The organism is Oceanitalea stevensii (assembly GCF_014837105.1).
GTDB lineage: Bacteria > Actinomycetota > Actinomycetes > Actinomycetales > Actinomycetaceae > Oceanitalea > Oceanitalea stevensii.
The window spans coordinates 208334-226326 of sequence record NZ_JACSPO010000001.1; the positions used below are offsets into that span (position 1 = coordinate 208334).

18 protein-coding genes and 1 tRNA gene are annotated in these 17993 nt (G+C 73.4%); 8 read left to right on the top strand and 11 right to left on the bottom strand.

What is annotated here, in order from left to right:
* The first annotated feature begins 161 nt into the window (after window positions 1-161).
* Window positions 162-662, top strand: a complete 501-nt coding sequence (locus H9624_RS00955) for a DUF3145 domain-containing protein (protein WP_251838040.1) — start codon at window positions 162-164, stop codon at window positions 660-662.
* A gap of 128 nt (window positions 663-790) precedes the next feature.
* On the opposite strand, the gene fabF is transcribed toward H9624_RS00955, so the two are convergent.
* From fabF to H9624_RS00980, 5 genes are all read right to left on the bottom strand, one after another.
* Window positions 791-2032, bottom strand: a complete 1242-nt coding sequence (fabF, locus tag H9624_RS00960) for a beta-ketoacyl-ACP synthase II (protein WP_251838041.1) — start codon at window positions 2030-2032, stop codon at window positions 791-793.
* Window positions 2033-2099: 67 nt separating this feature from the next.
* Entirely contained in the window at window positions 2100-2351 is a 252-nt protein-coding gene (locus H9624_RS00965; RefSeq protein WP_152191752.1) for an acyl carrier protein, read from the bottom strand.
* Between the two features lie 81 nt (window positions 2352-2432).
* Window positions 2433-3440: a beta-ketoacyl-ACP synthase III gene (locus tag H9624_RS00970; RefSeq protein ID WP_251838042.1), complete on the bottom strand. Its 1008-nt coding sequence runs from the start codon at window positions 3438-3440 to the stop codon at window positions 2433-2435.
* Window positions 3437-4363: an ACP S-malonyltransferase gene (locus tag H9624_RS00975; protein ID WP_251838043.1), complete on the bottom strand. Its 927-nt coding sequence runs from the start codon at window positions 4361-4363 to the stop codon at window positions 3437-3439. The genes H9624_RS00970 and H9624_RS00975 overlap by 4 nt, the downstream gene beginning before the upstream one ends.
* A 122-nt stretch (window positions 4364-4485) precedes the next feature.
* Window positions 4486-5679, bottom strand: a complete 1194-nt coding sequence (locus tag H9624_RS00980; RefSeq protein ID WP_251838044.1) for a PucR family transcriptional regulator — start codon at window positions 5677-5679, stop codon at window positions 4486-4488.
* A 131-nt stretch (window positions 5680-5810) separates the two neighbouring features.
* Between H9624_RS00980 and H9624_RS00985 the strand changes: the two genes are divergently transcribed.
* Complete coding sequence (locus tag H9624_RS00985; RefSeq protein ID WP_251838045.1) at window positions 5811-6479, top strand: hypothetical protein; 669 nt, start codon at window positions 5811-5813, stop codon at window positions 6477-6479.
* 245 nt (window positions 6480-6724) lie between these two features.
* Complete coding sequence (gene adhP, locus H9624_RS00990) at window positions 6725-7756, top strand: alcohol dehydrogenase AdhP (RefSeq protein WP_504740223.1); 1032 nt, start codon at window positions 6725-6727, stop codon at window positions 7754-7756.
* A gap of 144 nt (window positions 7757-7900) precedes the next feature.
* Here the strand turns inward: adhP and aceE are convergent, their stop codons facing one another.
* Entirely contained in the window at window positions 7901-10642 is a 2742-nt protein-coding gene (aceE, locus tag H9624_RS00995; protein ID WP_251838046.1) for a pyruvate dehydrogenase (acetyl-transferring), homodimeric type, read from the bottom strand.
* Between the two features lie 249 nt (window positions 10643-10891).
* Here aceE and H9624_RS01000 point away from each other — a divergent pair, with 249 nt between their 5' ends.
* The 4 genes from H9624_RS01000 (at window position 10892) to H9624_RS01015 (ending at window position 12603) form a co-directional block, all read left to right on the top strand.
* The gene (locus tag H9624_RS01000; protein ID WP_286010648.1) at window positions 10892-11332 is read left to right on the top strand and encodes a DUF3052 domain-containing protein; all 441 of its coding nucleotides are present in this window, start codon (window positions 10892-10894) and stop codon (window positions 11330-11332) included.
* Complete coding sequence (locus H9624_RS01005) at window positions 11316-11762, top strand: redoxin domain-containing protein (RefSeq protein WP_251838048.1); 447 nt, start codon at window positions 11316-11318, stop codon at window positions 11760-11762. The genes H9624_RS01000 and H9624_RS01005 overlap by 17 nt, the downstream gene beginning before the upstream one ends.
* A gap of 278 nt (window positions 11763-12040) precedes the next feature.
* Window positions 12041-12493: a VOC family protein gene (locus H9624_RS01010; protein WP_251838049.1), complete on the top strand. Its 453-nt coding sequence runs from the start codon at window positions 12041-12043 to the stop codon at window positions 12491-12493.
* Between the two features lie 36 nt (window positions 12494-12529).
* A tRNA-Val gene (locus H9624_RS01015) sits at window positions 12530-12603 on the top strand.
* Here the strand turns inward: H9624_RS01015 and H9624_RS17025 are convergent.
* Both H9624_RS17025 and H9624_RS01020 read right to left on the bottom strand, forming a co-directional pair.
* The gene (locus tag H9624_RS17025; protein ID WP_372435116.1) at window positions 12563-13972 is read right to left on the bottom strand and encodes a heparan-alpha-glucosaminide N-acetyltransferase domain-containing protein; all 1410 of its coding nucleotides are present in this window, start codon (window positions 13970-13972) and stop codon (window positions 12563-12565) included. The genes H9624_RS01015 and H9624_RS17025 overlap by 41 nt on opposite strands.
* A gap of 245 nt (window positions 13973-14217) precedes the next feature.
* Entirely contained in the window at window positions 14218-15177 is a 960-nt protein-coding gene (locus H9624_RS01020; protein ID WP_251838050.1) for a helix-turn-helix transcriptional regulator, read from the bottom strand.
* A gap of 102 nt (window positions 15178-15279) precedes the next feature.
* Between H9624_RS01020 and H9624_RS01025 the strand changes: the two genes are divergently transcribed.
* Complete coding sequence (locus H9624_RS01025; protein ID WP_251838051.1) at window positions 15280-15705, top strand: VOC family protein; 426 nt, start codon at window positions 15280-15282, stop codon at window positions 15703-15705.
* Window positions 15706-15757: 52 nt separating this feature from the next.
* Here the strand turns inward: H9624_RS01025 and H9624_RS01030 are convergent, their stop codons facing one another.
* The 3 genes from H9624_RS01030 to H9624_RS01040 are packed head-to-tail and all read right to left on the bottom strand — an operon-like array spanning window position 15758 to window position 17943.
* Window positions 15758-15916: a DUF8730 family Cys-rich protein gene (locus H9624_RS01030; RefSeq protein WP_504740224.1), complete on the bottom strand. Its 159-nt coding sequence runs from the start codon at window positions 15914-15916 to the stop codon at window positions 15758-15760.
* 27 nt (window positions 15917-15943) lie between these two features.
* Window positions 15944-16219 (bottom strand): metal-sensitive transcriptional regulator, encoded by a 276-nt coding sequence (locus H9624_RS01035; RefSeq protein WP_251838052.1) that lies wholly within the window; start codon window positions 16217-16219, stop codon window positions 15944-15946.
* 17 nt (window positions 16220-16236) lie between these two features.
* Window positions 16237-17943, bottom strand: coding sequence for an FAD-dependent oxidoreductase (locus H9624_RS01040; RefSeq protein WP_251838053.1), 1707 nt, complete (start codon window positions 17941-17943; stop codon window positions 16237-16239).
* Window positions 17944-17993 lie beyond the last annotated feature (50 nt).

The following is a 17993-nucleotide window of genomic DNA, read 5'->3' on the forward strand; positions in this document are numbered from 1 at the left end:
GTCTGCGTCACGTGTTCCTCCAGGTGGTCTCGGGGGGGGCCCCCCCCCCCGCGCCGGTTGTGGCATGATGAGCCCGTCACGCCGTGATCGTGGAGAGCCACTGGTTCCAGCCCTGAGGTCGTAGGGGAAGACGTACCTCAACCGGAACCAGGAGGGTCGACATGAGTGGTGCCAGCACCCGCGGTGTCATTTTCGTGCACTCTGCGCCCCGTGCGCTGTGCCCGCACATCGAGTGGGCGGCGGGGACGGTCCTCGACGGACGCGTCACCCTGGAGTGGACGGAGCAGCCTGCCGCGCCCGGACTCTTCCGCGCCGAGTACTCGTGGGCCGGGCCCGTGGGCACCGGGGCACGTCTCGCCTCGGCGCTGCGCGGCTGGACGCACCTGCGCTACGAGATCACCGAGGACCCCGCGCCCGGCATCGACGGCGGCCGCTGGTCCCACACCCCCGAGCTGGGGATCTTCCACGCCCAGACCGACGCCCACGGCAACGTCGTCGTCCCCGAGGACCGCATCCGCGCGGCGCTGGAGTTCGCCGCCGACCCCGCCCGCATGCGGCACGAGATGAACCTCGCGCTCGGTCAGGCATGGGACGACGAGCTCGAGCCCTTCCGCTACGCCGGCGCCGGCGCCCCGGTCCGCTGGCTCCACCGGGTCGGCTGACTCCCGCCACCCTCTCGACGCGCGAGTACGCACGAACGGTCACCCTGGCTCCCTGCGACGGGAGCCGGAGTGACCGTTTGTGCGTACTGGGCGAAGAAGGGGGGCGCCGGCGCGGGGCGCCCGCCGCGTCAGGCGTTGCGCAGGGCCAGGGCGACGTTGTGGCCGCCGAAGCCGAAGGCGTTGTTGACGCCGACGACGTCGCCCGAGGGCAGCTCGCGGGGCGTGTCGCGGACGAGGTCGATCTCGAGGTCCGCGTCCATCTCGGTGACGTTGATCGTCGGGGGAGCGGTGCGCTCCTTGATCGCGAGGACGGTGAAGATCGTCTCCAGCGCACCGGCGCCGCCGAGGAGGTGGCCGGTCATCGACTTCGTCGCTGAGATGGTCACGTGGTCGGCGTCCGAGCCCAGGCCGCGGCGGATCGCGGCGGCCTCGATGCCGTCACCGACGGGGGTGGACGTCGCGTGGGCGTTGACGTGGACCACGTCGCGGCCGGTGACCCCGGCGTCCTCCAGCGCGAGGCGCATGGCGCGCTCCTGCCCGGCGCCGGTGGGGTCGGGCGGGGCGATGGCGTACGCGTCGGACGTCATGCCGACGCCGCAGATCTCGGCGTACACGCGCGCGCCGCGGGCGGCGGCGTGCTCGGCGCTCTCCAGGACGACGATCCCGGCGCCCTCGCCCATGACGAAGCCGTCACGGGTGGTGTCGTAGGGCCGCGAGGCGCCCGCGGGGTCGTCGTTGCGCGTGGACAGCGCCTGCATCTTCGCGAAGGCGGCGAGCGGCATCGGGTGGATCGCGGCCTCGGTGCCGCCGGCGACGACGACGTCGGCGCGGCCCGAGCGGATCATCTCCACGCCCATGGCGATCGCCTCCGCGCCCGAGGCGCAGGCGGACACGGGGGCGTGGGCCCCGGCGCGGGCGCCGACCTCGAGGGAGACGTACCCGGCGGGGGAGTTGGGCATGAGCATGGGCACGGTGAGCGGCATGACGCGACGTGCGCCGCGCTCCTTGACGGTGTCCCAGGCGTCGAGCAGCGTCCACACGCCACCGATCCCGGAGGAGACGACGGCGCCCAGGCGCTCCGGCTCGACCTCGGGAGCGCCGGCGTCGGCCCAGGCCTCGCGCGTGGCGATGACGGCGTACTGGGCGCTGGGGTCCATCTTGCGGGTCTCGTTGCGCGCCAGGACGTCGGCGGCGGGCACGGCGAGCTGGCCGGCGAAGGTCACCGGGATCTCGTAGCGCTCGGACCAGTCGTTCTCGAGGGTGCGCACACCCGAGCGTCCGGCGAGCGCACCGGCCCAGGTGGAGGGCACGTCGCCGCCCAGCGGCGTGGTGGCTCCGAGCCCGGTGACGACGACGGTGGGGGTGGCCATGACAGCTCCTCGGGTGTGGCGGGGGTGGGGGACGACCCGGGCGGCAGCGCCGCCCCGATCGACTCGGTCAGGCGTTCTGGGCGCCCTGGATGAAGGAGACGGCGTCCTGGACGGTCGCGAGGTTGGCGACCTCCTCGTCGGGGATGCGGACCTCGAACTTCTCCTCGGCCAGCGTCACGATCGTCATCATCGACAGGGAGTCGATGTCGAGGTCGTCGGTGAAGGACTTCTCCGGGAGGACCGCGTCGACCGGAAGGCCGGTCTCCTCGTTGACGATCTCCGCCAGTCCAGCCAGGATCTCCTGCTCGCTGTAAGCCATGCGCGTTGCTCCAATTCGGTGTGGGTTGGTCGAGAAACAGTGTGGTCTACGACGTGCTCGTCGCTCCGGGCGACGCGCCCGTCACGGCAGGGCCACCACCTGGGCGGCGTAGGCGAGACCGGCGCCGAAGCCGATCTGCAGGGCCAGCGCGCCGGACTCCACCGCACCCTCCCGCTGCAGCCGCTCGGTCGCGAGGGGGATGGAGGCGGCGGAGGTGTTGCCGGTCTGGGCGATGTCACGCGCGATGACCACGGTCTCGGGCAGCCCGAGCTGCTTGGCGAGCTGGTCGATGATGCGCATGTTGGCCTGGTGGGGGATGAACACCTCGATGTCCTCCGGGCGCAGCCCCGCGGCCTCGATGGCCTCCTTGGCCACCTTCGCCATCTCGAAGCTCGCCCACTTGAACACCGTGGGGCCCTTCTGGCGCAGCGTCGGCCACGAGGTGTCGGTGCCGTCGCGGAAGGTGAGCCAGGAGTGGGTCTGGTAGATCGCGTCGGCCTGACCGCCGTCGGAGCCCCACACCGTGGGGCCGATGCCCGGGGTGTCGGACGGGCCGACGACGGCGGCGCCCGCGCCGTCGCCGAGGATGAAGGAGATCGTCCGGTCGGTCGGGTCGATGAAGTCCGACATGCGCTCCGCGCCGACGACGAGCACGTACTCGGCGGTGCCGGCGCGCACGAGCGCGTCGGCCTGGGCGATGCCGTAGCAGTACCCGGCGCACGCGGCGGAGATGTCGTAGGCCGCGGCCGGGGTCGCGCCGATGCGGTCGGCGATGATCGTCGCCAGCGCGGGCGTCTGCTCGAGGTGGGTGACGGTGGCGACGATGACGGCACCGAGCTGGGAGCCCTCGATGCCCGCGGCGGCCAGCGCCTTGCGGGCGGCCTCCTCGGTCATCGCCGCGATGGTCTGCTCCTCGGTGGCCCGGCGACGCTCGATGATCCCCGTGCGCTGCTGGATCCACTCGTCGGAGCTGTCGATGGGCCCGACGATGTCGTCGTTGGGCACGACGTTCTCGCCGCGTACACCGCCGATGCCGAGGATGCGCGAGTAGGTGGTGGGCTGCGCCGAGCGCAGGGTGGGACGGGTCATCGGGAGCCTCCGTGCTCGCGCACCAGCTCGCGGGCCGCGTCGATCTGGTCGGGGGACTTCAGGGCGAGGGTCTGCACGCCGGGCAGCGTACGTCGGGCCAGGCCGGTGAGGACACCGGCGGGCGCGAGCTCGATGACGGCGGTGACGCCGAGGTCGAGCATGGTCCGGCAGCACAGGTCCCAGCGGACGGGCCGGGCGACCTGCGCGACGATGCGCTCGAGGGCGTCGTCGCCGGAGGTGACGGCGGCGCCGTCGGCGTTGGACAGGAGGGTGGCGCTCGGCTCGGCCGGCGCGATCGCCGCGGCGGCCGCGCGGACCTGCTCGACGGCGGGGGCCATGTGCTCGGTGTGGAAGGCGCCGGCCACCTGGAGCGGGACGACGCGGGCCTTGGCGGGCGGCGCGTCGGCGAGCGCGGTGAGCTGCTCGAGCGTGCCCGCGGCGACGACCTGCCCGCCGCCGTTGACGTTGGCGGCGGTGAGCCCGTGGGCGGCGAGCGTCGCCTCGACCTCCGCGGGGTCCCCGCCGACGACGGCGCTCATCCCGGTGGGCGTGACGGCGGCGGCCGCGGCCATCGCCCGTCCGCGCACCCCGACGAGCGTGAGCGCGTCGGCGGCGCTCAGCGTCCCGGCGACGGCCGCGGCGGCGAGCTCGCCGACGGAGTGGCCCGCGGTGACGCCGACGGCGCCGGTGTCCTCACCGAGCAGGGCCTGCAGCGAGAGCAGGGACGCGGCGACGATGAGCGGCTGCGCGTACTGCGTGTCCCGGATCGTCTCGGCGTCGGCCTGGGTGCCGAGCTGGCGCAGGTCCACCTGGGCGGCGTCGCTGAAGGCCTCGAGGGACGCGTCGAGAGCGGGCAGCTCGAGCCAGGGGCTGAGCATGCCGGGGGCCTGGGCGCCCTGACCGGGGCAGAGGATGGCAAGCACGGATTCCACTCTGCCAACAAAACGACGCCCGTCCACGCCTACGACGCCTACCAACTCGTTTCCGAGGCCTTGTGGAGTGTCCACAAACCCGGGGCTCCGGCGTCGTCGGGGTGCGACGCCGGTCACACGCCCGAGTGGTCACCCGCCCCCGCGGAGAGCCGGCCGACGACGAGCGCCACCTGGAGGACGAAGGCCTCGCGGGGGACCGTCGCGTCCCAGCCGACCACCTGGGAGATGCGGCGCAGACGGTAGCGGACGGTGTTGGGGTGGACGTACAGCGCCCGGGCGGCGGCCTCGAGGGAGCGGCCCTGGGCGAGGTACTCGCCCAGGGTCTCCAGGAGCGGGCCGCCCGAGGTGGCGAGGGGCCGGTAGATCTCGGTGATGAGCGTGCGCCGCGCGAGCGGGTCGCCGTTGACGAGGCGTTCGGGCAGCAGCTCGTCGGCCTCGACGAGCTCGGGCGCGTCCGGCCACGCGGGGGCGGCGATGAGGCCGGCGAGGGCGGCGCGGGCCGAGCGTCCGGCGTCGGCGATGTCGGCCACCTGCGGGCCGATGACGACGGTGCCCGGGCGCAGGCGCGGCATGAGGGAGTCGGCGGCGGCGCGCAGCTCCTCGCCGCCGAGGACGACGACGAGCCGGTCGCCCTGGATGCCGACGAGCGCGTCGTGGGCGGCGCGGCGGCAGGCACGGCGCAGCTCGGCGGTGCTGCGCTCGTCGAGCGGGCCGCGGGTGGTGCCGACGAGGACGACGGTCGAGCCGGTGCCCGACCACCCGAGCGCGGAGGCGCGCGAGCGGAGGGACGCGTCGGTGTCCCCGCGCACGAGGGAGTCGACGACGAGCGCCTCGAGCCGGGCGTCCCAGGCGCCGCGCGCCTCGGCCGCGCGGGCGTAGACCTCCGCGGCGGAGAAGGCGACCTCGCGGGAGTAGCGCAGGACGGCGTCGCGCAGGTCGCGCTGCTGGCCCGGGGCGGCGAGCTGGACGGCGTTGTCCTCGACGACCTCGACGACGAGCCGCACGAGCTGGAGCGTGTGCTGCAGGGAGATGGAGCGGGTGAGCTCCGGCGGCGCCGCCCGGAAGATCTCGGCCGCGTTGTAGGTGGCCGCCGAGGAGCTCTCGTACCAGGTGATGAAGGCCGCGATGCCGGACTGGGCGACGAGCCCGATCCACGAGCGGTCCTCGGCGGCGAGCTCGCGGTACCAGGGGATCTCGGCGTCGAGGCGCTTGAGCGCCGCCGAGGTGAGCAGGTCGGTCCCGCCGCGGAGACGACGGACGACGTCGGAGCTGTCGTGCGCGTCGGCGGAGGTGCTGCCAGGGACCATGGGCCAGAGCATAGGGGAGCGCTTGTGGGAAGCCGACAAGAGCGCCCGGCTGGTGAGAAACGGTGGCCGATGTGGCCGCCGGTGACGCCGTCGGCGTGAGGGGAGAGGCATTCGCCAGTAGGGTCGAGGACATGGCTCTTCTCGCGCGACTGAAGGCGCTGCTCACCCGGCGCAGCCCGATGCGGCGGCCGGGTACCCGGCAGGCCACCACCGCTGCCCGCAGCGAGGACCTCCCACAGGAGGCCACCCTGCGCGCCAAGCTGGTGGACGACCCCAACGACATCCAGGCGTTCCGGGAGCTCGCCGAGCTCGTCCGCCGCCGCGCCGACTCGGTGGAGCCGGTCGACCCGCTCATCGCCGAGCACGAGCGGGCGGAGCACCACATCGGCGCCGACGTCGCCATCTGGGCGCTCGCCGAGGAGCTCGCCGGCAGCCCGCGGGCCTGGTACCCGCTCATCGAGCTCGCCCGCCTGTCCCTCCACGACGACCACGAGGGGGCGATGCGCCGTCTCAACGCCGCCTGCGAGCGGGAGCACACCGGTCTCGCGCTCGCCGAGGGCGTCCGCACGCTCCGCGAGGCGGAGCTGCCGGGCGACGGCCTGGGCCTCGGCGTGGGCCAGTGGTCCCCGCGCGACCACGTCCCCGAGGCCGGCCGGCAGATCGTGCTCGCCGCGCTGGACGCCGAGCGCCCGCTCGACGCGCGCCGCCACCTCGAGGAGCTCAAGTCCCGCGACGACGCCGAGACCCGCGCCGTCGTCACCGAGCTCGAGCCCCGCGTCGCGGCCGCCGAGCGCCTCTGACAGGCGGACGCACCGCCCCCCACCCCTAACGCCGAGAGCCGGATTCCTCCCTGGAGGAATCCGGCTCTCGGCGTTAGGGGTGGGGCTGGAGGAATCCGGCTCTCGGCGTGCATGGGAGGGGCGACGCGGCGGGACATCGGTCCCTCCTGTGCCACCTCCCGTGCTGCTTGACTGGTGGCATCACCACATCCGGTGCACACCCCGAGGGTCATCACCCCCGGCCCTCGGCCACCCGAGGAGGATCCATGCCAGACACGATGCGCGCCGCCGTCGTCCCCGAGCTCGGCCGGCCGCTGACCATCGCGGACGTCCCCGTCCCCACCCCCGGCCCCTACGAGGCGCTGGTGAAGGTCGACTACACCGGCGTGTGCCACACCGACCTCCACGCCGCCCACGGCGACTGGCCGGTCAAGCCCGTCGCCCCGTTCATCCCCGGCCACGAGGGCGTGGGGACCGTCGTCGCCGTCGGCGACCGCGTCGAGCGCGTCAAGGTCGGGGACACCGTCGGCAACGCGTGGCTCGCCAGCGCCTGCGGCGAGTGCGAGTACTGCCAGACCGGCTGGGAGACGCTGTGCGAGTCCCAGCAGAACAGCGGCTACTCCGTCGACGGCTCCTTCGGCCAGTACATGCTCGTCGACTCCCGGTACTGCCCCGTCATCCCCGACGGCGTGGACCCGGCCGCCGCCGCGCCGATCCTCTGCGCCGGGGTCACCGTCTACAAGGGCCTCAAGGTCACCGACACCAAGCCCGGCGAGTGGGTGCTGGTCTCCGGGATCGGCGGGCTCGGCCACATCGCCGTCCAGTACGCCGTCGCCATGGGGCTGCGCGTCGCCGCGGTCGACGTCGACGACAGCAAGCTCGAGCTCGCCCGCCGCCACGGGGCGGAGGTCGTCGTCAACGCCCGCACGAGCGCGGACCCGGCCGCGGAGATCAAGGCCGCGACCGGGGGTGTGCACGGCGCCCTCGTCACCGCCGTCAACGCCCACGCCTTCCCCCAGGCCGTCGGGGCGCTGCGCCGGGGCGGCACGGTGTCCCTCGTGGGCCTGCCGCCGGAGCAGTTCCCGCTCGACATCTTCACCACCGTGCTCTTCGGCCTCACGGTGCGCGGCTCGATCGTCGGGACCCGCAAGGACATGGCCGAGGCGCTGGACTTCTTCGCCCGCGGCAAGATCAGCCCCACCTACACAATGCGGCCCATGGCGGAGATCAACGAGATCTTCGCCGAGATGGAGGAGGGCCGGATCGACGGCCGCGTCGTCATGAGCATGGCCGAGTAACCGACCCGCATACGCCGAGAGCTGGATCCCGCCCGGGCGGGATCCAGCTCTCGGCGTATGTGCGGGGACCCAGAGAAGCGCCGAGCGCTGAGCTGTTCCAGGAACAACTCAGCGCTCGGCGCTTCCTTGTGTGGTGCGGGGGACCTAGGAGTCGCCGCCCGCGGTGCCGGACTCACCGGCGTTGACGTCGGACAGGCGGTAGCGCTCGGCCGCCTGACGCGGGATGTCGGCGTCGATCGTGCCCTGGGCCGCGAGGGCCTGCAGCGCCTTGACCACCATGGAGTGGGAGTCGATGAGGAACTGGCGGCGGGCTGCCGGGCGGGTGTCGGAGTAGCCGAAGCCGTCCGCGCCGAGGACGTGGTAGTCGCCCGGCACCCACTGGCGGATCATGTCCGGGACCATGTGGTCCCAGTCGCTCGAGGCGATGTACGGGCCGCCGGCGTCACGCAGCTTGGTCGTGACGTAGGCCTCGCCGTGGTCGCCGCCCGGCTCGAGCAGCCGCTGGCGCTCGACCTGGAGGGCCTGGCGGCGCAGCTCGCCCCAGCTCGTCACCGACCACACGCCGGCGCGCACGCCCCAGTCCTCGGCGAGGATCTCGCGGGCGTGCATCGCCCACGGGACACCCACGCCGGACGCCATGAGCTGGACCCACGGACCGTCACCCTCGGAGGGGACGATCTGGTGGATGCCCTTGAGGATGCCCTCGACGTCGACGTCCTCCGGCTCGGCCGGCTGGACCATCGGCTCGTTGTACACCGTGAGGTAGTACATGACGTTGGGGTCGCGCGGGTCGTCGGCGCCGTACATGCGCTGCAGGCCGTCGCGGACGATGTGGCGGATCTCGTAGGCGTAGGCCGGGTCGTAGTTGACGAACGCGGGGTTCGTCTGGGCGAGCACGAGGGAGTGCCCGTCCATGTGCTGCAGGCCCTCACCGGCCAGCGTGGTCCGCCCGGCGGTGGCGCCGATGACGAAGCCGCGGGCCAGCTGGTCCCCGGCGGCCCAGAAGGCGTCGCCGGTGCGCTGGAAGCCGAACATCGAGTAGAAGATGTAGACCGGGACGAGCGGCTCGCCGAGGGTGGCGTAGGACGTGCCGACGGTCTGGAAGACCGCGGCCGAGCCCGCCTCGTTGATGCCCATGTGCATGATCTGGCCGGTCTCGGACTCCTTGTAGGAGAGCATGAGGTCGGCGTCCACGGCGGTGTAGTTCTGGCCGTGGGTGTTGAAGATCTTCGCGGTCGGGAAGATGGCGTCCAGGCCGAAGGTGCGGGCCTCGTCCGGGATGATCGGCACGATGCGGTTGCCGATCTGCTTGTCCTTCATCAGCTCCTTGAGGAGCCGGACGAAGGCCATGGTCGAGGCGACCTCCTGCTTGCCCGAGCCGCTCTTGAGCACCTCGTAGGGCTTGTCGTCGGGCAGGGGCAGGGTGCCCTTGTCGCCGCGGCGCTCGGGGACGAAGCCGCCCAGCGCCTTGCGGCGCTCGAGCATGTACTGCAGCGCCGGGTCGTCGTCCTCGGGGCGGTAGTACGGCGCGTTGTACGGGTCCTCGAGCTGCTCGTCGGGGATCGGGATGCGCAGGGCGTCCCGGAGCATCTTGAGGTCCGTCGTCTTCATCTTCTTCATCTGGTGCGTGGAGTTGCGACCAGCGAAGCTCGGGCCCAGGCCGTAGCCCTTGACCGTCTGCGCGAGGATGACCGTGGGCTGCCCGGTGTGGTCCATGGCGGCCTTGTAGGCGGCGTAGATCTTGCGGTAGTCGTGGCCGCCGCGCTTGAGCGCCCAGATCTCGTCGTCCGTCATGTCCTTGACGAGCTCCTTGGTCCGCGGGTCGCGGCCGAAGAAGTGCTCACGGACGTAGGCGCCGTCGTTCGCCTTGTAGGTCTGGTAGTCGCCGTCGAGCGTCTGGTTCATGAGGTTGACCAGCGCGCGGTCCTTGTCGGCGTTGAGCAGGGAGTCCCACTCGCGGCCCCACAGGACCTTGATGACGTTCCAGCCGGCGCCGCGGAAGAAGGCCTCGAGCTCCTGGACGATCTTGCCGTTGCCACGGACCGGTCCGTCCAGGCGCTGCAGGTTGCAGTTGACGACGAAGGTGAGGTTGTCCAGGCCCTGCTGGGCGGCGAGCTGGAGCATGCCGCGCGACTCGGGCTCGTCCATCTCGCCGTCGCCGAGGAAGGCCCACACGTGCTGCTGGGAGGTGTCCTTGATCCCGCGCTCGTGGACGTAGCGGTTGGTGAAGGCCTGGTGGATGGCCTCGGCCGGACCCAGCCCCATGGACACCGTGGGGAACTCCCAGAAGTCCTTCATGAGGCGCGGGTGCGGGTAGGAGGGCAGTCCGCCGCCGGGGTGCGAGTGCTCCTGGCGGAAGCCGTCGAGGTCGTCCTCGCTCAGGCGGCCCTCGAGGTAGGCGCGGGCGTAGTTGCCCGGCGCGGAGTGGCCCTGGAAGAAGATCTGGTCGCCGCCGCCGGGGTGGTCCTTGCCGCGGAAGAAGTGGTTGAGGCCCACCTCGTAGAGCGTGGCGATCGAGGCGTAGGAGGAGATGTGGCCTCCGACGGCGACGCCGGGACGCTGGGCGCGGGTGACCATGACGGCGGCGTTCCAGCGGATCCAGCCGCGGTACTTGCGCTCGGCGGCCTCGTCGCCCGGGAAGTACGGCTCCTCGTGGACGCCGATGGTGTTGACGTAGGGGGTGGTCATCGGGGCCGGCACGGCCACGTTGCGCTGACGCGCGCGACGCAGCAGGTTGAGCAGCATGTACCGGGCGCGGGGGCCGCCACGCTCGTCGATGAGCCCGTCGAGGGACTCGAGCCACTCCTGGGTCTCAGCAGTGTCGATGTCCCTGACCTGGCTCAGCAGACCGTCGATGAGCGGTCCAGATCCGTCCTGTGGACTCACACGTCCTCTTTCCCTCAGGCGTCGGCGCGCCGACGCGCGTGGCTGGTGCTCGGTATCAACCAGACTAGGCCCATTCTGGCGCCCGGTGGCAGTCGAAACCATTGCCTGGGGCGTGCACTGCTATGACCTTCGCAACAGGCGCTGACGCGACGCGGGGCGGTTCGTCTGGGATTGGGAACGTCGCGGCAGTAGCGTTGTGCCCGTCCCCACGTCCGGTGGGGTGGATCGGCGCGATCGAGCGCCACCGAGATGAGAGTGGGAGTACACGTGGCAGCGACCGCTGGCCCTGATGCCGGCAGCCGGTTCGGCTTCAACCCCGGGCAGGAGATTCAGGAGTTCGGGTACGACACCGACGTCGACGAGGCGGTCCGCTCGGCCGTCTCGGACGTCACGGGGACGGACCTCGTGGACGAGGAGTACTCCGACGTCGTCGACGGCGCCATCATCTGGTGGCGCGAGGACGACGGTGACGAGAGCGACCTCACCGACCTCCTCGTCGACGCCCTCGACAACCTGGACGACGCCGGGACGATCGTCGTCCTCACCCCCAAGCCGGGCCGTGGTGGCCACGTCGGGCCCGCCGTCGTGGAGGACGCCGCACGCACGGCCGGCCTCCAGCCGACCGGTTCCGTCGGCGCCGGGGCCGACTGGAACGGGCTGCGTCTGCTCGCCCGTGGTCGCGGTCGCTGACCGGGCGCCAGTCCTCGAGCTGCCCGACACGCACGGCACGCCCGTGCGTGTCGGCGGTGTGCGCCCGCGACCCCAGCTCGTCGTCTTCCTCCCCTTCGCGTTCTCGCGGGTGTGCGGCGGTGAGCTGCGCGCGCTCGTCGAGGAGCCGGTCGGCGGCGCGGACGTCGTCGCCGTCACCTGCGACCCCGTCTTCACCCTGCGCGCGTGGGGGGAGCAGGAGGGCGTGACCTTCCCGCTGCTGTCGGACTTCTGGCCGCACGGGCAGGCCGCGCGCGCCTTCGGCGTGCTCGACGACGCGTCCGGCGCCCCGCAGCGGGCCACCTTCCTCCTCGACGACGACGGTGCCGTGGCCTGGTCCGTGCGCTCGCCCGCCGGGGTGGCGCGGTCCGTCGCCGACTACCGCGCCGCCGTCGCCGCGCTCGCGGGGTAGCGCGCTCGCCGACAGTCGGATCCCGCCCACCGCCGTCGGCGACCGGGCGGGCAGCACGCTCGCCGACAGCCGGATCCGGCCCACCGCCGTCGCCGCGCACCCGGGGCAGCACGCTCGCCGACAGCCGGATCCGGCCCACCGCCGTCGGCGCGCACCCGGGGCAGCACGCTCGCCGACGGCCGGGTCCCGCCCACCGCCGTCGGCGCGCACCCGGGGCAGCACGCTCGCCGACGGCCGGGTCCCGCCCGCCGCCGTCGGTGACAGGGCATGATGCCGACATGGCACACCAGCGGGTCAGGCAGCTACGGGTCGTCGTCGAGGCGGAGGACTACGACGAGGCGGTCCGGTTCTTCCGGGACGTCCTCGGCATGGACGAGCAGGCGGCGTACGCCGAGGGCGAGGACGACCGCGTCGCCATCCTCGACGCCGGCCGGGCGACGCTCGAGATCGCCTCGCCCGCACACAAGCGGGAGATCGACCGCGTCGAGGGCGTGACGGAACCCAGCCCGGGAATCCGCCTCGCCTTCGAGGTGGACGACTCACCGGCCGCGACGGCCGAGCTCTCCGCGGCCGGCGGACGGGTGGTGGCCGAGCCGGTGATGACGCCGTGGCGGTCGGTGAACTCCCGCCTGGAGGCACCGGCCGGGCTGCAGATCACCCTCTTCCAGGAGACCGAGACGCTGGAGGAGCGCAGCGCGCGCGAGGGCTTCGGCACGGACGAGCGGCCCTGACCAGTACGCTTGCCCACGCAGCCGCTCGGCTGCGTGGGGCCTGTAGCTCAGTTGGTCAGAGCGCCGCGTTTACACCGCGGAGGTCGTCGGTTCGAGGCCGGCCGGGCCCACCGTCACGGGGCGAGGCGCCAGCCGGGCCGACACCCGCGCGGTGAGACGCTCCAGGGGCCCCCTCCCGACCAGGAGGGCCCAGACCGTGCACCCGAGGAGCAGACCGGCGGCGAGGGACCAGAACAGGAGCGGCGGCTGGCTCCATCCGCCGGGCCCCGTCACCGCCCAGATGGCGACGACGTGGGCCGTGTACGCCGTCAGCGGCATCGTCCCGACCGCGGCGACCGGCAGGAGGACGTACCGCAACGCCTCGCCCGTGAGGAGCAGGAGGCCGACGAGTGCGAGGGCGAGCCCGCCCGAACCGAGGATCTCCATCGTCCCGCCGGAGTGCGGGCTGCTCGAGAGGAACGCGCTCCGCATGGTCCCGCCGACGTCAGCGGAGGCGACTGCGTCGGCATAGGTCGCCCACCCGCTGCCGTCCTCCTCGAAGGCGAGCTCGTCACCTGCGACGTCGGTGTAGTCGTCCTCCGGGTAGCAGGAGAGGTACCCGTCGCCGTAGTCCTCGCACACCAGGCCGGTGAGGTCCGCCTCGTCACCGGGGACCACCTCGGGCTCGTACCACTCGTCGAGGACAGCCGACTCGCTCCCCGACGAGAACCAGCTGCTGTCGTCCCCGTACTGGTCCTCACCCCAGAACCCGCCGACGGTGTAGCCGACCGTGGACAGCACGACCCCTGCCGCCAGGGCGAGGGCGGCGGTCCTCCTCCGCGTGACGTCGAGCCGGCCGAGGGCGAGCCCGGCAAGCATGAGCGCGGTCCACACGACGATGGAGTAGGTGCCCTCGAGGACGAAGGTGATCCCACTCCCGAACGACGACGGTGCGAGGGCCATGAGCCCGCCGACCAGGGCGGGTCCGGCGACGGCCAGGCTCGCGGCCCAGACCAGGACGCTGGACACGCGCATGCCGACGAACAGGATCGCGACCGCGTACACGGCTCCGTAGAACGTGAGGATCACCGCGATGCTCGTGCCGAGGAGCTCCAGGACGAGGCCGACCACGAAGATCACCAGGCCGCGCGCGACCAGTCGCAGGCGCGCGTGCGCCAGCGCGGCACCGGTCGGGACGCGGGTGCGGCCGGTCATGATCGCGATCGAGATGCCCGCCAGCAGGGCGAACAGGATCGAGGAGCGTCCGTTGACGAGCTCCACCCACGTGGAGGGGGCGTCCCAGCGCAGCTCACCCGGGAGGGCCGCGGTGTGCGCGGCCGCCATCCCGAGCACCGCGATCCCGCGGGCGATGTCGAGGGCCACGACCCTCGGGGCGCGGCCGAAGGTGCGGAGCCTGCCCGCTCGGGGGTGCGCTGCCGGCGGTGCCAGCGATGTCACGAGCGTGTCGGGTCGAGGGGGCAGGGGAAGGGTCGTCGTCATGACTGGTTCCTCGGGCTGGAGCAGACAAGGGGTGGGTCTGCACCGACCTGTGGTCGAGGTCGGGCACGTCCCTGTCACGTGAGTTCCGGATGTTCGGCCGGGCGAACGTGCGCCCGGGCGCGCTCCACCGGAACGCGCAGGTCCAGCCGTGGTCACAGACTGCGCACACAGTACTGCCGAGCGGCACGTCGCGGTGCCACTCGAGCGCCCGCCCACGACCACGGCGCGTCGCCGTCCAGCCGCCGTCAGCGCCGACCCGCGTGGGCGTACCTCCCGGCGAGGAGGGCGCACGCCTCGCGCAGCTCGGCGGGGGCGACGTCGTCGACGTCGGTGTCGAAGCGACCGAGCGAGGCGGCTACTGCGGTCCACGACCACGAGCCGACCGACACCCGGCAGCGGCCGTCGTCCAGCGCGACCACCGTGCCGGCGCCGATGAAGGGGGCGACCTCCTGCGCCGGGAGGGCGAGGGTGGCCTCCCCGCGGCAGCGCCAGTCGCTGCCGCCGACCGCACCGCGGAAGGTCCCCGTCAGAAAGGTCGTGACGTCCCCGCCGGGCAGTGGCCGCGGCGTGAAGGGCACGCCCGTCCGCGTCCGTGGACGGAGCCTGTCGAGCCGGTAGGTGCGCCAGTCCTCCCGGTCGAGGTCCCACGCGACGAGGTACCAGCGCCCCGCGGAGCTCACCACGTGGTGCGGCTCGGCACGGCGCGGGGGCCGGTCGTCGTCGCCCGCGCCGTAGTCGAAGCGCAGCACCTCGTGGCGGTGGGCGGCGGCGCTGACGGCCACGAGCACGGCCGGGGCGACGGCGGGCGCGCCGGCCGGGCGGCCGAGGGCGGTGACGTCGACGGCGTCGACCCGGTGGCGCAGGGCTGCCGGCATGAGCTGGCGCACCGTCGCCAGGGCCCGCGACGCGGCGTCGTCGGCGGCGACGCCGCCTGCCGAGGCGGTGCGCAGCGCGACGGCGAGCGCGACGGCCTGGTCGTCGTCGAAGAGCAGGGGCGGCAGCTCGGAGCCCGCCTCGAGCCGGTACCCGCCGTCGGGGCCCATGACGGCCGTGACCCTGTAGCCGAGCTCGCGCAGGCGCTCGACGTCGCGGCGCACGGTTCGCGGGCTCACCCCCAGGCGCTCGGCCAGGTGCTGCCCGGGCCAGTCCCGTCTCGTCTGGAGGAGGGACAGCAGCTGGAGCAGCCGGGACGTCGGCGTCGTCATGCCTCCACGGTAGGGGAGGCGGAGGACACGATCTGACCGCTACAGGTGACAGCGTGGGCGACGTCCCCGCAGCGGGGACTCGACACACCAGAAGGAGTCACCATGACCGTCGCCGTCACCCCCCACCTCAACTTCCGCGGCCAGGCGCGCGAGGCGCTCGAGCACTACCGGACCGTCTTCGGCGGCGAGGTCGTCACCGTCACGCACGCCGACACCGGCCGCCCCGTCCCGGCGGGGGAGGAGGGCAACATCAGCTGGGGCCAGCTCGTCTCCACGGCCGGCGTGCGCGTCATGGTCTACGACGTCCCGTCCATGGACGCGTGGGACCCGGGCACCGTCCCGTTCTACGTCTCGGTGCGCGGCACCGACGCCGAGGAGGTCCGCGGCTACTGGGAGGCGCTGGCCGCCGACGCCACCGTCGTCGTGCCCCTCGCGCCGTCCCCGTGGGCGCCGCTGTACGGCATGCTCACCGACCGCTTCGGGGTCACCTGGGTGCTCGACGTCGAGATGGCGTGGGCGAACACCTGAGCGCACGAGCGGGCCGTGGCCACCGCGCGGGGTGGCCTCGGCCCGTCGTCGTTCAGCGGCCGAGGAGGCGGGCGAGGAGGCCGCTGTCGGCCTTCTCGTGGCCCTGGCAGCGCTCGGCGGGCGGCACGTCACGCATGACGTCGTCCACGTGCTCGCCGCAGCCGGCCCAGGTCGTCTTCTGGCAGGTCGTGCAGGTCACCGGTCGGCACATCGGGGGTTCTCCTTTGGGTGGTGGTGGTCAGGCGAGGGACAGGAAGAGCTTCTCGAGCTCGCCGGTGGTGAGGCCCTCGCGCTCCTGCGTGCTGTCGGGGTCCACGAGGCACTCCTCCATCGCCGTGGCGACGATGGCGAAGCCGGCGCGGTTGAGCGCGTGGGTGACCGCAGCGAGCTGGGTGAGGACGTCACGGCAGTCCGACTGGCCGTCGACGGCGGCGATGACGCCGTCGAGCTGGCCGCGCGCACGACGGAGGCGGTTGAGGACACGGCGCCGGGCGGCGTCGTCGGGGGTCTTCACGGGTGGTCTCCCTCTGCTCAGGCGGGCTGGTGGACGCGGGGGGCGAGGAGCGTGCGGGCACGCTCGCCGAGGACGGCGCGCAGGGTGAGTGTGCCGCCGGACAGCGACGCGGAGTCGAACCCGGCCTGCGCCAGGACGCGGTGGGCGATGGCGGAGCGCACGCCCGAGGCGCACATGACGCGCACCGGGCGGCCGGCCGCGGCCTCCCGGACCTCGTCGAGGCGCCCGCGCAGCTCGGTGTGCGGGACGTGGAGGGCGCCGGGCAGCATGCCGGTCGCGACCTCGCCCGCGCTGCGGACGTCGAGGACGAGCGAGCCGGCGAGGACGTCGTCGACGTCGCGGGCGTCCCACAGCCGCAGCGTGCCGTCCAGGACGTTCGCGCCGACCATGCCGACGAGGTTGACCGCGTCCTTGGCCTGCCCGTAGGGCGGGGAGTAGGCGAGGTCGAGGTCGATGAGGTCGGCCACCTCCGCGCGGTGGCGGATCGCGGTGGCGAGGACGTCGATGCGCTTGTCGGCGCCGTCGGTGCCCACCGCCTGCGCGCCGAGCAGGAGGCCGTCCTCCTCGCGGACGTGGACGACGAGGTGGATCTGGTCGGCGCCGGGGAAGTAGCCGGCGTGCTGGTTCGGGTGCAGGTGGAGGGTGCGGTAGGTGATCCCGGCACCGTCGAGGGCCGCGCGGTTGGCTCCCGTCATCGCCGCCGTCAGCCCGCCGACGCGGACGATCGCCGTGCCGAGCGGCTGGGGGACCGGGCGGGCCGTGTGCGGGCGCAGGATGTGGTCGGCGACGAGGCGGCCGGCCCGGTTGGCGGGTCCGGCCAGGGCCACCGGGCGGCGCACACCCGTGACCGGGTCGGTGCTCACGGTCGCGTCACCGACGGCCCACACGCCGGGCAGGGACGTGCGGCCGTGCTCGTCGACGACGACAGCGCCGCGCTCGGTGGCCACACCGGCGCGCTCGAAGGTCGCGGTGTCGGGGCGGACGCCGACCGACAGGACGACGAGGTCGGCCTCCAGACGGGTGCCGTCGGTGAGGACGACGACGTCGTGCTCAGCGCCGGGGACGACCTCCTGGGCGCCGGTCCCGGCGTGGACGGTGATCCCGAGCCGGCGCAGCTCCTCGGTGGCCAGCCACGCGAGCTCCGGCTCGAGCGGCGGCAGGACGTGCGGTGCGAGCTCGACGAGCGTGGTGTCCAGGCCCTGCGCGGCGAGCGCCTCGGCGGCCTCGACGCCGATGAAGCCGGCTCCGAGGACGACGGCGCGGCAGGCGCCCCCGTCGACCTGCCTGCGCAGGGCGACGGCGTCGTCGACGGTGCGCAGGGTGCGCACGCGCGGGGAGTCGAGGCCGGGCAGCGGGGGACGGACGGCACGGGCGCCGGGGGACAGGACGAGCGCGTCGTAGCCGATGCGCTCCTCGCCGCGGGCGGTGCGCACGACGACCTCGCGCGCGTCGGCGTCGAGCCCGACGACCTCGTGGCCGGGGCGCACGTCGAGGTCGAGAGCCGCGCGCAGCCGCTCGGGTGTCTGGACGAGGAGGTCGTCGGCCTCGGCGATCTCGCCGCCCACGTAGTAGGGCAGACCGCAGCTGGCGAAGGAGACGTGCTCCCCGCGCTCGAGGACGATGATCTCCGCGCTCTCGTCGAGCCGGCGCGCGCGGGCGGCGCAGCTCATGCCGCCGGCGACGCCGCCCACGACGACGATCCGGGTGGGGGAGGAAGTGGTCATGTGACGACGATATACCCCCAGGGGTATCCGGTTGTCGTCGGTGGGGCATG